The sequence below is a fragment of the Aeromonas finlandensis genome, from assembly GCF_000764645.1.
Taxonomy (GTDB): domain Bacteria; phylum Pseudomonadota; class Gammaproteobacteria; order Enterobacterales; family Aeromonadaceae; genus Aeromonas; species Aeromonas finlandensis.
In genome coordinates this window covers 56315-69714 of the sequence record NZ_JRGK01000052.1, presented here as the reverse complement: position 1 = coordinate 69714, position 13400 = coordinate 56315, and the positions used below count along the sequence as shown (strand labels likewise).

10 protein-coding genes and 1 pseudogene are annotated in these 13400 nt (G+C 58.0%); 7 read left to right on the top strand and 4 right to left on the bottom strand.

Annotation, left to right across the window (positions count from 1 at the left end):
• Positions 1 to 239: 239 nt before the first annotated feature.
• Positions 240 to 1106, top strand: coding sequence for an acyl-CoA thioesterase II (tesB, locus tag LD28_RS0107065; protein ID WP_019445657.1), 867 nt, complete (start codon positions 240 to 242; stop codon positions 1104 to 1106).
• A 78-nt stretch (positions 1107 to 1184) separates the two neighbouring features.
• Here tesB and aceK read toward each other — a convergent pair whose 3' ends face one another.
• A complete protein-coding gene (gene aceK / locus LD28_RS0107060; protein ID WP_033136284.1) occupies positions 1185 to 2912 on the bottom strand; it encodes a bifunctional isocitrate dehydrogenase kinase/phosphatase in 1728 nt (575 codons plus the stop codon).
• Positions 2913 to 3118: 206 nt separating this feature from the next.
• Between aceK and LD28_RS0107055 the strand changes: the two genes are divergently transcribed.
• The 4 genes from LD28_RS0107055 (at position 3119) to thrC (ending at position 8839) form a co-directional block, all read left to right on the top strand.
• Positions 3119 to 3823 carry a tRNA/rRNA methyltransferase gene (locus LD28_RS0107055; RefSeq protein ID WP_033136283.1) on the top strand — a complete coding sequence of 235 codons (705 nt, stop codon included), beginning with the start codon at positions 3119 to 3121 and terminating at the stop codon, positions 3821 to 3823.
• A 272-nt stretch (positions 3824 to 4095) separates the two neighbouring features.
• Positions 4096 to 6555 (top strand): bifunctional aspartate kinase/homoserine dehydrogenase I, encoded by a 2460-nt coding sequence (gene thrA, locus LD28_RS0107050; RefSeq protein ID WP_033136282.1) that lies wholly within the window; start codon positions 4096 to 4098, stop codon positions 6553 to 6555.
• Between the two features lie 2 nt (positions 6556 to 6557).
• Positions 6558 to 7553 (top strand): homoserine kinase, encoded by a 996-nt coding sequence (gene thrB, locus LD28_RS0107045; RefSeq protein ID WP_033136281.1) that lies wholly within the window; start codon positions 6558 to 6560, stop codon positions 7551 to 7553.
• A complete protein-coding gene (thrC, locus tag LD28_RS0107040; RefSeq protein WP_033136280.1) occupies positions 7550 to 8839 on the top strand; it encodes a threonine synthase in 1290 nt (429 codons plus the stop codon). Before thrB ends, thrC begins: the two co-directional genes overlap by 4 nt.
• A 126-nt stretch (positions 8840 to 8965) precedes the next feature.
• Here thrC and LD28_RS0107035 read toward each other — a convergent pair whose 3' ends face one another.
• Positions 8966 to 10141 carry a DUF6602 domain-containing protein gene (locus LD28_RS0107035; RefSeq protein ID WP_139123787.1) on the bottom strand — a complete coding sequence of 392 codons (1176 nt, stop codon included), beginning with the start codon at positions 10139 to 10141 and terminating at the stop codon, positions 8966 to 8968.
• 200 nt (positions 10142 to 10341) lie between these two features.
• Positions 10342 to 10857, bottom strand: coding sequence for an REP-associated tyrosine transposase (locus LD28_RS0107030; protein ID WP_033136278.1), 516 nt, complete (start codon positions 10855 to 10857; stop codon positions 10342 to 10344).
• Positions 10858 to 11454: 597 nt separating this feature from the next.
• On the opposite strand from LD28_RS0107030, the gene LD28_RS0107025 reads away from it, so the two are divergent.
• Both LD28_RS0107025 and LD28_RS22900 read left to right on the top strand, forming a co-directional pair.
• Positions 11455 to 11832: a hypothetical protein gene (locus LD28_RS0107025; protein ID WP_033115842.1), complete on the top strand. Its 378-nt coding sequence runs from the start codon at positions 11455 to 11457 to the stop codon at positions 11830 to 11832.
• A gap of 148 nt (positions 11833 to 11980) precedes the next feature.
• A pseudogene (locus LD28_RS22900) lies at positions 11981 to 12130 on the top strand (IS3 family transposase); the annotation flags it as partial.
• A 45-nt stretch (positions 12131 to 12175) separates the two neighbouring features.
• On the opposite strand, the gene LD28_RS0107020 reads toward LD28_RS22900, so the two are convergent.
• Positions 12176 to 13372, bottom strand: a complete 1197-nt coding sequence (locus tag LD28_RS0107020; protein WP_033136277.1) for an ROK family transcriptional regulator — start codon at positions 13370 to 13372, stop codon at positions 12176 to 12178.
• Between the last annotated feature and the right edge of the window lie 28 nt (positions 13373 to 13400).

Genomic DNA, 13400 nt, shown 5'->3' with positions numbered 1-13400 from the left:
CAGCAACGACAGAACTGGCCCGGCTGTTGACCATACAAGCTGAAGATGAATGCCCGGATTAGGCGGTTGTGACGAGGTAAGCGTTAGTCATGCGAGCAAGCATTGACTGTTTGCAAACAGACAAGGGAGGCTATTTAGCCTCCTTTTTTGCATGTGGTGTAACCATGTCGCGCCAGTCAAAAGATTGCAGCCTGGATGAGCTCTTGTTAGCCTGTGCGGCTCTGATAGAGGAGTGAACAATGAGCAAGGTACTTGATGAGCTGCTGGCGTTGCTGGCGCTGGAAAAAATCGAGGAGGGCCTGTTTCGGGGCCAGAGCCAGGATCTCGGTCTGCGGGCCGTGTTTGGCGGACAGGTAATGGGGCAGGCCTTGTCAGCCGCCAAGCAGACGGTCGAGACCGGCCGTCAAGTTCACAGTTTTCACTCCTACTTCCTGCGTCCGGGGGATGTGACCCGTCCCATCGTCTATGACGTGGAGAATATCCGTGACGGCCAGACCGTCTCCACCCGCCGGGTCAAGGCGATTCAGGGCGGCAAGCCCATCTTCTATCTCAACGCCTCGTTTCAGGTGCCGGCCGATGGCTTCGAGCATCAGGCGCAGATGCCCACCGGCATCACCCCGCCGGAGGAGCTCAAGAGCGAGCTGGAGCTGGTGCGCCCCTACGAGAACCTGATCCCGGCCTCCCTGCGCGACAAGATCCTCTGCGAGCAGCCTATCGAGATGCGCCCGGTAACCCTGGTCGACCCTATTCGACCGACGGTGCAGGATCCGGTACGCCATGTCTGGTTCAAGGCCAACGGTCAGATGCCGGACGATCTGCGGGTGCACAAATACCTGCTGGCCTACGCCTCCGACTTCAACTTCCTGCTCACCTCGCTGCAGCCCCACGGGGTGTCGTACTGGGAGCCGGATATGCAGGTGGCCACCATCGATCACTCCATGTGGTTCCACCGGGATTTCCGCTTCGACGACTGGCTGCTCTACGTGGTAGACAGCCCGAGCGCCAGCAGCGGCCGCGGTCTGGTGCGCGGTCAGTTCTTTACCCGTGACGGCATGTTGGTGGCGAGCACCATGCAGGAAGGGGTGATCCGCCGTCGCGGCAGTTAAGGCGCAAAGCGGTCAGCAAAACGGGGTGGCTTGTGCCACCCCGTTTTCGTTGCTGCCATTCGCGCTGGGTCAGCGGGATCAGCCGCCGCGTTGGTACTTGAAGCGCTTCTTGCGCCGGTAGGGGTAGACATCTTCGAACACCCCCACCTTGATGTTGCTCTGCAGCATCTTCCAGTAGTTGGCGTCGAACATCTCCTTGTGCAGTTGCAGCATGATCTCCCGTACCTGCGGTTTTTGCAGCAGGAAGGTGGCGAACTCCTCGGGGAAGATGTCATTGGGGGCGACCGAGTACCAGGGCTCGGCACTCCACTCATCCTCGGGGTAGCGCGGCGGCGGGATCTGGCGGAAGTTGCACTCTGTCATGTAGCAGATCTCGTCGTAGTCGTAGAAAACCACCCGGCCATGGCGGGTGACGCCGAAGTTCTTGAACAGCATGTCCCCCGGGAAGATGTTGGCCGCCGCCAGCTGCTTGATGGCGTTGCCGTACTCCTCCAGCGCGAGCCGGGTCTGCTGCTCGTCCGCCTTGTCGAGATAGAGGTTGAGGGGGATCATCTTGCGCTCGGTGTAGAGGTGCTTGATCACCAGCTTGTCGTCCGTGATGGTGAGGGCCGACGGCGCCACCGTCTTGAGCTCGGCAAGGAGCTCGGGCGAGATGCGATCGAGGGGGAACTCGAAGTTGGTGAACTCCTGGGTATCGGCCATGCGGCCAACCCGATCATGCTGTTTTACCAGTCGGTACTTCGCCTTCACCTGCTCGTGGCTCACATCCTTCGGGGGCGTGAACTCGTCCTTGATCACCTTGAACACCACATCGTAGGAGGGGAGGGTGAACACGCTCATCACCATCCCCTTGATGCCCGGCGCGATGATGAACTGATCCCGACTCTGGGCCAGATGGTGGCGGTAGTGGCGATAGAGCTCGGTCTTGCCGTGCTTCTGGCAGCCGATGGCGTTGTAGATCTCGTAATCGGGTTTGTGAGGCATGATCTGGCGCAGGAAGGCGACAAACAGCGCCGGTTCACGGGCATAGACCATGAAGTAGGCGCGGGCGAAGCCAAACACGATGGAGGCAAGATCCGGCTCGAAGATGACGGTGTCCACATAGATGCTGTGGCCGGTGCTGAGCAGGGGCAGGATAAAGGGGAAGACCTGATCCCGGGCCCGGATCAGGCCCACCAGATAGGCCCCTTTGTTGCGGTAAAACACCTCTTTGAGCAGCTCGATGGCAAAGGGCTCGTCATGGATAATTTGCGGGCCGTTCTCCGCAAGATGGCGGTGGATGTCGACAATATCCCGCTGCTTGTCCTCGTAGGGGAGGGTGAAGCTGTAATCGCCGAGCAGCTGGCTCAAGGTCTGCGGCAGGTGGGCCAGATCGGTGCGATAGACCCGCAGCAGGGCGCTCAGGTCCGGTTTTTCGCCACGGCTGACAAAGGGGTGGATATAGAGGTTCTCGTCGCGGATATTGCGATGGCGGAAGATCCGGCGATAGACGGAGTTGAAGAAGGACTCCGCCACCTCGAAGTTGTCACAACGGGGCAGCAGATCGCTGAAGGCGCTTTTGACCCGCTTGAGCAGCTCCTGGGTGGCGTGGTGCTCCCCCATCATCTGGCGGATGGAGCTGGCGGTGGCCCCCACATGGTGGTCATAGAGGCGAATCCGCTCCCGTCCGGCGAGCTGCACCCCCAGCCAGTCACTGTTCTCGAAGCGGCTCTTGCTGCCCTGGGTTATCTCGAGAAACCGGCTGTAAAACGACTCGAAGCGTTGCAAGATAGTCTCGGCGACGGCCTGTTCCAATGGCTGCTGCATCTCTCTCTTCCTTGTGATCTGTCGGGCCGATAGCGCGAAGGATTGCGTGTAAATCGTTCACACGTCTGGCCACTATCGCAACATTCAAACGTCTGTTCAAGTGGCAATTTTCGGGGATAAACGGTAGATTGCGCCCCTGTTTTGGTGATGGTTTAGCGACTGTTTGCTGTCTGTTTGAGAGGCCGTCCGGCCTGTGAGGAAACCCGATGAAGCTCTATTTTGTCTTGGTGGCACCTGCCCGTCCTGCGAATGTGGGGGCGGCTGCCCGCGCCATGAAAACCATGGGATTCGATGCCATGCGACTGGTAGCGAGCCGGGTGCACGAAGAGGAGGAGGCGAGCTGGGTGGCCCACGGCGCCCAGGAGATCCTGACCCAGGCCGAGGCGTTCGATACCCTGCCCGAGGCGCTGGCGGACATGGATCTGGTGATCGCCACCACCGCCCGTGAGCGCGGTCGCTACCAGCATTACCTCACGCCGGGGGAGATCCGCGAGCAGATCCGCAGCAAGCCATTGCTCGGCAAGGTCGCCATCGTCTTTGGCTGTGAGGAGTCGGGGCTCTCCAACGAGCAGCTGGCCGAGGTCGATCTCATCAGCTATCTGCCCCTCAAGGTGAGCTACCCGTCCCTCAATCTGGGGCAGGCGATCATGCTCTACGCCTACGAGATGAGTCAGCTGGTGGATGAGCTCAATGCCGACGGCGCCGCAGCGGTAGCAGAAAATGTTGATAACGCCGGGCAGGTTCGAGTGCTGAAAAGCAAAACAGCAGAACTGCTGGGTGAACTCGGAGTTTCGCAGGATGAAAAACTGCATCAATGGGTGATGGACCGGGTGCCCATGCTGCCGCAGCGGGATTTGAACATGCTCCACCTGCTCTGCAAAGACCTTGCGCGCCGATTTGGGCGTGAGTAGGAAAGAGGTTTAAGTTGACAGCCCTGCTCCCGGCGCGGTATTGCTAAAAGCCAGTTTCGTTCACGAGTGTTCGTCATGCAGCTATTCACCAACATCATCACCACCACCATTATTACCGGTACCACCACAGGTGGCACTGGGGCCGGTTGATGCGCTGACGAACAAGCACAGAAATCAGAAAAGGCCCGTACCCACCCAGTACGGGCCTTTTTGTTGGATGATTTTCAGACCGGTTTTCGGTCATACAGCAGGGATTACAGGGAGAGAAAGCGATGAGAGTGTTGAAGTTTGGCGGGTCATCTCTGGCCGACGCAGAGCGTTTTTTACGGGTTGCCGACATTGCGGTGAATACCCACGGCCAATCTCAGGTAGCCCTGGTGCTGTCTGCGCCTGCCAAGGTGACCAATCATCTGGTGGCGCTGGTGGAACAGACCAGCCGTGGCATGGATGCCAGTTCCACCCTGTTTGAAGTGAACGGCATCTTCTCCCGCCTGCTGGCCGGGTTGAAGGCTGCTTATCCGGCGCTCGATGACAAGGCGCTGCTGGCCCGTCTCACCGCCGAGCTGGATCAGGTGGAGCGGCTGATGCAGGGCATCCGTCTGCTGGGCCTCTGCCCGGACAACGTGCAGGCGCGCATTCTGAGCCGTGGCGAGAACCTCTCCATCGCTTTTATGCACGAGCTGCTGCGGGTGCGCGGTCTGGATCTGGAGCTGATCGTACCGGAAGAGTTGCTGGTCACCGACGGCGGCTATCTGGAAGCGCACGTCGATATTGAAGCCTCCCGGGTGCGCTTTGCCGCCAAGGGGCTGCGTAGCGACTGCCTTTACCTGATGCCGGGCTTTACCGGTGGCAGCGACAAGGGTGAAACCGTGCTGCTGGGTCGCAACGGTTCCGACTACTCCGCAGCCGTATTGGCCGCCTGTGTCGATGCCGAGTGCTGCGAGATCTGGACTGACGTCGAGGGCTGCTACAGCTGTGACCCCCGTCTGGTGCCGGATGCCTATCTGCTGAAAACCCTCTCCTACAAGGAGGCGATGGAGCTCTCCTACTTTGGCGCCAAGGTGTTGCACCCGAAAACCATCGCGCCGGTGGCCCAGTTCCATATTCCCTGCCTCATCAAGAACAGCTTCAACCCGCAAGGGGCGGGCACCCTGATTGGCCCCGAGAGCGGCGACGATGACCTGAAAGTGAAGGCCATCTCCGACTTGTCCGGCATGTGCATGTTCAACGTCTCCGGCCCCGGCATGAAGGGGATGGTCGGCATGGCCGGTCGCATCTTCTCCGCCGTCTCCCGCGCCGGGGTCAGTATCGTGCTGATCACCCAGTCATCCTCCGAGTACAGCGTCAGCTTCTGTATCCACAGCTACGACAGTGAGAAGACCCGCAAGGTGCTGGAGCGCGAGTTCGAGCTCGAATTCAAAAACCAGCTGCTGGAGCCGCTGGATATCATCAGCGATCTGGCGATCATCTCCCTGATCGGTGACGGCATGCGCACCAGCAAAGGGATGGCGGCCCGCTTCTTCACTTCGCTGGCGCAAGCCTCCATCAATATCGTCGCCATCGCCCAGGGGTCGAGCGAGCGCTCCATCTCGGCGGTGGTGCGGGATCGCAAGGTGGCGGAAGCCATCAAGGCGTGTCACCAGAACTTCTTTGGCAGCCAGCAGTTTATCGATCTCTTTGTGGTCGGGGTCGGTGGCGTCGGCGCCGCGCTGGTGGATCAGATTGCCCGCCAGCAACCGGTACTGGCCGAGCAGGGCACTGGCCTGCGGGTGGTCGGCATCGCCAACAGCCGCCAGATGGCGGTCAACAAGGATGGCCTGAACCTCGCCAACTGGCGCGAACAGTTGGTGGAAGCCCGCGACAGCTTCTCGCTGGAAGGGGTGAAAAAGCTGGTGGAAGATAGCCACATCATCAACCCGGTGATCGTGGACTGCACCTCCTCCGAGGCGGTGGCCGTCCAGTATGCTGACTTCCTCGCCGCCGGTTTCCACGTGGTGACTCCGAACAAGAAGGCCAACACCGGGTCGCTTGATTACTACAAGGCGCTGCGCCGCACCGCCCGCCAGACTCGCCGCAAGTTCCTCTATGAAACCAACGTCGGTGCGGGCCTGCCGGTTATCGAGAACCTGCAAAACCTCATCAAGGCCGGTGACAAGCTGCGCGCCTTCGACGGCATCCTGTCCGGTTCCCTCTCCTTTATCTTCGGCAAGCTGGATGAAGGGATGGCCTTCTCTGAAGCCACCAAGATTGCTCGCAGCAACGGCTTTACCGAGCCGGATCCCCGCGACGATCTCAACGGCATGGATGTGGCGCGCAAGCTGCTCATTCTGGCTCGCGAGGCTGGCATGGCGCTGGAGCTCTCCGATGTCGAAGTCGAGCAAGCGCTGCCGCCCGGCTTTGATGTGAGCGGCGACGTGGAAGCCTTTATGGCCCGTCTGCCCGAAGCGGACGGCTGGTTCCGCGATCAGTTCGCCGCCGCCCAGCGTGAAGGCAAGGTGCTGCGCTATGTGGGCTCCATTGAAGGTGGCAAGTGCAAGGTGGCTATCAAGGCGGTCGGTGCCGACGAGCCGCTGTTCAAGGTCAAAGACGGGGAGAACGCGCTCGCCTTCTTCTCCACCTACTACCAGCCGATCCCGCTGGTGCTGCGCGGCTATGGCGCCGGTACCGAAGTGACCGCAGCGGGCGTCTTTGCCGACGTGCTGCGCACCCAGAACTGGAAGCAGGAGCTATAAGCATGAGTTCAGACATGTCCCCCCCCTATATGACGGAAGGCGGCAGCGTAGTCGCCTATGCGCCCGCCTCCAGCGCCAACCTGAGCGTGGGATTCGATGTACTGGGGGCGGCGCTCGCCCCCGTTGATGGCTCTCTGCTCGGTGATCGGGTGCAGGTGAAAGCGGCTGACGTGCCATTTGCGCTCTCATCCGTGGGCCGCTACGCCCACAAGCTGCCGGATGATCCGAAAAAGAATATCCTGTTCGACTGCTGGGTGGCCTATGGCGAGGCGCTGGAGAAGCGCGGCCTGACACTCAAGCCGCTGGCGATGGTGCTGGAGAAGAACCTGCCGGTCGGTTCGGGTCTGGGGTCGAGCGCCTGTAGCGTGGTGGCAGCCCTTGAAGGGCTCAACGCCTTTCACGGCGCGCCGCTCAATGAGCACGACATGCTGCTGCTGATGGGGGAGATGGAAGGCAAGATCTCCGGCTCCGTTCACTACGACAACGTGGCCCCCTGTTATCTCGGTGGCATGCAGCTGGTGCTGGAAGAGCACGGCGTTATCAGTCAGGGTATTCCGGTGTTCGATCAGTGGTACTGGGTGGTCTGCTACCCGGGCACAGTGGTCTCTACCGCCGCCGCCCGCGCCATTCTGCCGGCCCAGTATCGCCGTCAGGATTGCCTCACCTACGGCCGCCGCTTGGCTGCCTTTGTTCACGCCAGCTACACCGGGCAAGAAGGGTTGGCCGCGAGCGTACTGAAAGATGTGATTGCCGAACCCTACCGCGCGGCGCTGATCGACGGCTTTGCCGAAGTGCGGGCGCAGGCGGCCCAGAACGGGGCGCTGGCCACCGGCATCTCCGGCTCCGGCCCCACCGTGTTTGTGGTGATGAAGGAGCTGGCGCAGGCCGAGCGGATGAAGGATTGGATGGAAGCACATTTTGTGCAGAACGAAGATGGTTTTGCCCGGGTCTGCAAACTGGACATGGCCGGGGCACGGGTAACAGGAAGCGAGCTATGAATCTTTACAATATCAAGGACAACAGCGAACAGGTGAGCTTCGCGCAGGCGGTGCGTCAGGGCTTGGGTCGCGAACAGGGGCTCTTCTTCCCCGAACAACTCGAACCGCTCGCCGATGTGGATGCCCTGCTCGATCTGCCGCTGGCCGAACGCTCTGCCCGCATCATCAGCCACCTGCTGGGGGACGAAGTGCCCGCAGCAAAAGTGAGCGAGCTGATCAATGCCGCCTTCACCTTCCCGGCGCCGCTGGTGAAACTCAAGGATGGCACTTATGCCCTTGAGCTGTTCCACGGCCCGACTCTGGCGTTCAAGGATTTCGGCGGCCGCTTTATGGCCCAGTGCCTCGCGGCCTTTAGAACCGTATCTGCCGAAAAGAGTGACAAGATCACCATCCTTACCGCCACCTCCGGCGATACCGGCGCCGCCGTGGCCCACGCCTTCTTCGGGCTGGAGGGGATCGAGGTAGTGATCCTCTATCCCAAGGGCAAGATAAGCCCGCTGCAGGAGAAGCTCTTCTGCACCCTCGGCGGCAATATCCGCACCATCGCCATCGACGGTGACTTCGATGCCTGTCAGGCGCTGGTAAAACAGGCCTTTGACGACGAAGCGCTGAAAAAGGCCATTGGCCTCAACTCCGCCAACTCCATCAATATCAGCCGTCTGCTGGCGCAGGTTTGCTATTACTTCGAGGCGGTGGCCCAGCTGCCGAAAGCTGACCGCGCCAAGGCAGTGATCAGCGTGCCGTCCGGCAACTTTGGCAACCTCACCGCAGGTCTTATCGCCAAGGCGCTGGGGCTGCCGGTGAAGCGCTTTATCGCCGCCACCAACGCCAACGACACCGTGCCGCGCTACCTGAAAACCGGTCAGTGGGAGCCGCACCAGACAGTGGCAACCCTGTCGAACGCCATGGATGTCAGCCGCCCCAACAACTGGCCACGAGTAGAAGAGCTGTGCCGCCGCAAGGGCTGGGCGCTGGAGACCCTGGGGTCAGGCATGCGTGACGACGTTCAGACTCGCGCTGCCCTGAAACGCCTGCACCAGCTGGATTACCTCTGTGAACCCCACGGCGCCATTGCCTGGGATCTGCTGGGTGAACAGCTGGCCGAGGACGAAGTGGGGGTGTTCCTCTGCACTGCCCATCCTGCCAAGTTCAAGGAGTCGGTGGACGAGATCCTGCATCTCGATGTGCCGCTGCCCGGCCCTCTGGCCAAACACGCCGAGCTGCCGCTGCTCTCCGTTAATTTGCCAGCAGAGTTTGCCCGGTTAAGGGCGTTTTTGGTGGGGTAAGCCGCTGAGCTGAGATACCGATATAAATAAAAATCCCCCGGTAACGGGGGATTTTTATTTCTGAGTTGGTAAAGCTGGATCAGCGAGTGTGTAAATGGTGGGTATCCCAGAATATTTGAAATTTTTTCACCTTGACATTAACTCATCAACTGTAAAGTCAGGGTTATCTTCAAAATCGGATTCACTAAGATCACCCATGTCCACAGCATATCGTTTTCCGTCTATTTCTATACCGTAAGGCTGAAAAGTTTGCTTGTCTCCAGTCGGTAGTCCATTTTCATCCCACACAACTTGAAGTGATGGTTTTTTCAAAGGGTTGTATTCATAGACAGTAGAACTCAAATCGTAAATTTTTTCAGCGCCTATGGGTAAGGCCCCAAGGTGATTAATAAAATGCTGCTTCAAAGTGACTGGTTTTGATTCGGCAACAATTTTCTCGATAAACTTCTTCGTTAAGCGTTTTACTGAACTCTCCGAGCCTTCATCTACCTTTCTAATCATAAGTCGGTCATGTTTCCTAACTTTGAACTCGCCGACCTTTGACGGCATTTCAAAATACGAATGAAGGTCTAATGGTTTCTGAGTAATTGTATTTAGCTCATCTAAGAGTTGCATATAGAACCGAAGTAAAGTGTGGCGACCTGTTTTACGTTCATTTGCCACCTCATCAACAGACTCGGGTAAAGTATATTTATTAAAATTGTTCCTCAATTTTCCTGACGGACCGACTATCCCTAGTCCTAAAACAACCACAAAGTCCGGTCTCAAGCTTATGTCTTCTAATTGACCATCGAGCTCTTTAACTTGTTTCGCGATTGCCGAAAGGCTGCGATTTGCAGCATATGCGAAAATCGCAGTCACAGGGGTAACTGGTGCTAAACCCACTTGCATGCCTGGATTCGGGCTATGTGAGAAATTTTGTTTAGAAGCGATTTTCTTTAAGCTAACAATATTTTGATATGCATCTTTCAGCTCTGCACTATCCAAGTGAGACTTCATACTTATTGCGCCGAAGACACTTTCGATTGGGTAGAGAGAGTGTGATTGTGACTTGAGAAACAAAGGGCAATGATCTTTATCATATATAACAATATCAAGCTCTCCACTTACATCATTATTAGATGATATTACTTCCCCTCTTCCTGTGCCGTATTTGTTTGGTAAGTAATCACGAAGAAAATCTACAAATGCATCTTCTCTATTGTCACCTTTGCCACCATGATGATTTATTTGCACACTTTGCTGAAACTTAGCAGTTAGCCCAAGGCTAACTGATTCAAATATTTTTCTTAAATCCATCATTTCCTCGTGAAAACCAGCCCGTATGTTGGGCTAAATCTCGTAGGTTGGTGCTGAACGAAGTGAAGCCCAACGTTGACCGAGAAAGCTAAATTCGGTTTTTGATTTTATATGTTCAAAATTCATCTTGTTTGGGAAATCATATCTCCCATTTGTTGGGCTTCGCTGCGCTCAGCGCCAACCTACAAAACATTCCAAGCCGATTATTCCCGGCCCGAGTCACTATCAATGGCCCAATCTGGCGTTATCCATCCTGCGGCGATATGGCGATGGATGGAGGAGTAAGGCCAATCGACCGGCTTGTCACAATAACCATGTTTGACCGGATTGAAGTGGATGTAATCGACATGGGCTTGCAGATCCTTGTCATCCCGGATCAGATGTTCCCAATAACGGCGTTGCCAGATACCTCGTTCCCGTTTTCTGAGTCGGCTCTCTCGTATCCGCTCTGTTTTGGCAATGCCCCGTGAAAAGCCTGCCTTGATCAGAGACCAGCGCATGGGATAGCCACTGTCACCCGGCGGTAGTTGCCATATGGCATGGAGATGATCCGGCATCACCACCATGGCAATAATCTCGAAGGGGTGTTGCTGTTTGACGTGGCGGAGCACTTCACGCAGCAGGTCGATATGACGTACCAGCAGATCCTGCTTTCGGTCAGCCAAGTTGACGGTGAAGAACCAACATGCCCCACTGGTTGTTGCTCGGCGATAGCGCATGGTTCTCCTTTCCGGAAATATCCAGTCTGTTCGGTTGTACCGAATGGCCACCAACTGACCGAGGGCTCGCATGTTGGGCTTCGCTGCGCTCAGCGCCAACCTACGAACTTCATCAATCACTGTTCAAAACCCACGCTACCGCCCGTGGATTACAGCTTCCAATATGCTCTATTAACCAGCTAGGGCAGCTGCCCATCACTGATGAATAGGCACCGGATGGCTATGTTAAGCCAATCGAATCTGGCTACACCAGTCAAAAAATGACGTAAGTGTCAGTAATGACTGATTTTTTGCGCTAACTCAATAAAAGGGTGTGACCTGAGGCAGGATTCCCATGGCCCTTGATTTTATTGGGGTTGGCGGGCGTGGCGGTGAAGAGGGGGCAGGCTTGCCGTTGAGTAAGGGTTGGCTGGGGACAATCCCGCTCCGGCAATCGGCGCTATAGTGCGGGCGCTGGTTGCCCTCTGCTCCGCTCCCAAGCTGGCGAGGCGGGGGATCTGCGGCAACAATCAGCTGTTGCCATCACAGCCATTTGCAACACATCGTCATGCAAATATGACCATGCATACACATCACCAGATAGAGAGGAGATCACCCATGAAGCGTACCATCCTGTTCGGCCTGCTCTGCGGCAGCGTGCTGCTGGCCAATCCGGTCTTTGCCAACGACACTGCCCAGTTGCAGTGCGAGGCGCAGGCCGCAGCCAAAAAGCTTAACGGCGCCGCCAAGACCAGCTTTGTCGGCAAGTGCGTGAAAGATGCCGCTGGCGCCGCGACCGGCGAGTGCGAGAAGGCGGCGGCTGACAAGAAGCTGGCCGGTGCGGCCAAGAACAGCTTTATCCAGAAGTGCGTGAAGACGGGCGCGGCGGTGGATCCGGCGGCCAAGTGCGAGAAGGCGGCGGCCGACAAGAAGCTGGCTGGCGCGGCCAAGAACAGCTTTGTCCAGAAGTGCGTGAAGGATAGCGCTGCCAAGTAAGGCATTTTCTCATCCGGTGTGTTTGCGGGGGGCCATCAGGCCCCCCGCGCTTTTTGGGGCGCAGGGGCGTTATCGCTGGGCGGGTGACGGGGCGCTTGCCGCAAGGGCAGGCTTGATTAAGGGCAGATAAGCGGCGACGAAGGGGGGCAAGCGGTGGCGGCTCAAGCACCGGATTTACCCGACAGACGATAAAGCCCGCAGTGACCTGTTTGATGATACCGAGCTGTTTTACAACCCAATCAGGCGTCATGGTGCCAATGGCGGGCTGTCGCCGGTCGCGTTTGAACGTGGCAGCAACTGCGTGTCTGGAAAACCGTGGCGAGTCAGTGACTCCCGCCCTTTTTTACATGGTTTTTGCCAAGGCTCGCTCTACATAGAGGTAGCCGATGCCCATTACCTGCTGGGGGCGGGTCAGTTCACCGAAGCGCAGTTGGGTCGCATTGACCGCATCGCTGCAGTCGAACGGGTTGGCTCCGGTCTGACTGACGATAGTTTGCAGCCATGCTTCACCAAAGTCGCAGCTGCGGCCATAGAGCCAGATGCGGTTGATGTTGAGGATATTGAGGAAGTTGTAGAGGCTCAGGCCAATGGCGCGGGCCCCTTCGTCCACCAGGGCGCGGATCATGGCATCCCCCTGATGGTAGAGCGCGAGCAGTTGGGCGGTATCCAGCTCCACACCCGCCTGCGCCGGGTTGTCGGCACTGACTTGTTGCTTGAGAAAGACCCGGGCCCGTTTCTTGATGGCAAACAGTGAGGCGACTGTCTCCAGGCAGCCATAGCGGCCGCAGGCACAGGCGCTGCCGTCCGGATTGATGATGGTGTGGCCTATCTGGCCGCTGCCAAAGAGGGCGCCCCGGTAGATCTGGCCGTTGATGATAAAGGCCGACCCGATGCCGTAATCGACGTTGATGACGCAAAAATCCCCGTTTCCTTCCCGGCCCTGCCACTTCTGGGCCAGTGCCAGCATGATGCAGTCGTTATCCACCATCACCTCGCAGCCGAGGCGCTCCTCCAGCAGATACTTGAGCTCGACCGGCGCATGCCAGGGGGCTTGCGGCATGGTTTGCGACACCCCGGTCGCCGGGTTGACCTGACCGTGTACCGACAGGGCCAGCCGGATCGCCAGCCCCTTGTGGCGGCGTTTGTGCTGGTAGTAGTGCGCCTCAATCAGGCGCAGCAGCTCATCGGGGGTCTGCGGGGCAATCTTCTGGTCGCTGAACTCATCCAGCGGGGTGATCAGGTTATCCACCAGGATGCTCTCCAGACGGGTGGGGCTGATGTTGAGGCAGAGGATGGCCCCCTGGCCGCTGGCAATGCGGTAGCTGCCGCCATTGATGCCGCGTTGGGAGAGGTTCTGATCGCTGTGGCTGATGGCGCCATCGGCCACCAGTTCGTCGAGGATCTTGCTGACCGCCGGGATGGAGAGTTCGCAGTGGCGGGCCAGGGTGGATTTGCTCGCCTCCTTGAGTTGATAGAGCAGGGCCAGCAGCACCTGCTTGTTGTGGTGGCGGACCTTCTGGTTGTTCAACCCTATGCTCATCGCTTCACTAAACTCCGCTTACTGTATT

What these genes read in the sequence shown, in the direction of transcription:
- LD28_RS0107020 (WP_033136277.1), bottom strand. Translation starts at nt 13,372, where the DNA reads ATGAGCATAGGGTTGAACAACCAGAAGGTCCGCCACCACAACAAGCAG.
- LD28_RS0107030 (WP_033136278.1), bottom strand. Translation starts at nt 10,857, where the DNA reads ATGCGCTATCGCCGAGCAACAACCAGTGGGGCATGTTGGTTCTTCACC.
- thrB (WP_033136281.1), top strand. Translation starts at nt 6,558, where the DNA reads ATGAGTTCAGACATGTCCCCCCCCTATATGACGGAAGGCGGCAGCGTA.
- aceK (WP_033136284.1), bottom strand. Translation starts at nt 2,912, where the DNA reads ATGCAGCAGCCATTGGAACAGGCCGTCGCCGAGACTATCTTGCAACGC.
- thrC (WP_033136280.1), top strand. Translation starts at nt 7,550, where the DNA reads ATGAATCTTTACAATATCAAGGACAACAGCGAACAGGTGAGCTTCGCG.
- tesB (WP_019445657.1), top strand. Translation starts at nt 240, where the DNA reads ATGAGCAAGGTACTTGATGAGCTGCTGGCGTTGCTGGCGCTGGAAAAA.
- thrA (WP_033136282.1), top strand. Translation starts at nt 4,096, where the DNA reads ATGAGAGTGTTGAAGTTTGGCGGGTCATCTCTGGCCGACGCAGAGCGT.
- LD28_RS0107035 (WP_139123787.1), bottom strand. Translation starts at nt 10,141, where the DNA reads ATGATGGATTTAAGAAAAATATTTGAATCAGTTAGCCTTGGGCTAACT.
- LD28_RS0107055 (WP_033136283.1), top strand. Translation starts at nt 3,119, where the DNA reads ATGAAGCTCTATTTTGTCTTGGTGGCACCTGCCCGTCCTGCGAATGTG.
- LD28_RS0107025 (WP_033115842.1), top strand. Translation starts at nt 11,455, where the DNA reads ATGAAGCGTACCATCCTGTTCGGCCTGCTCTGCGGCAGCGTGCTGCTG.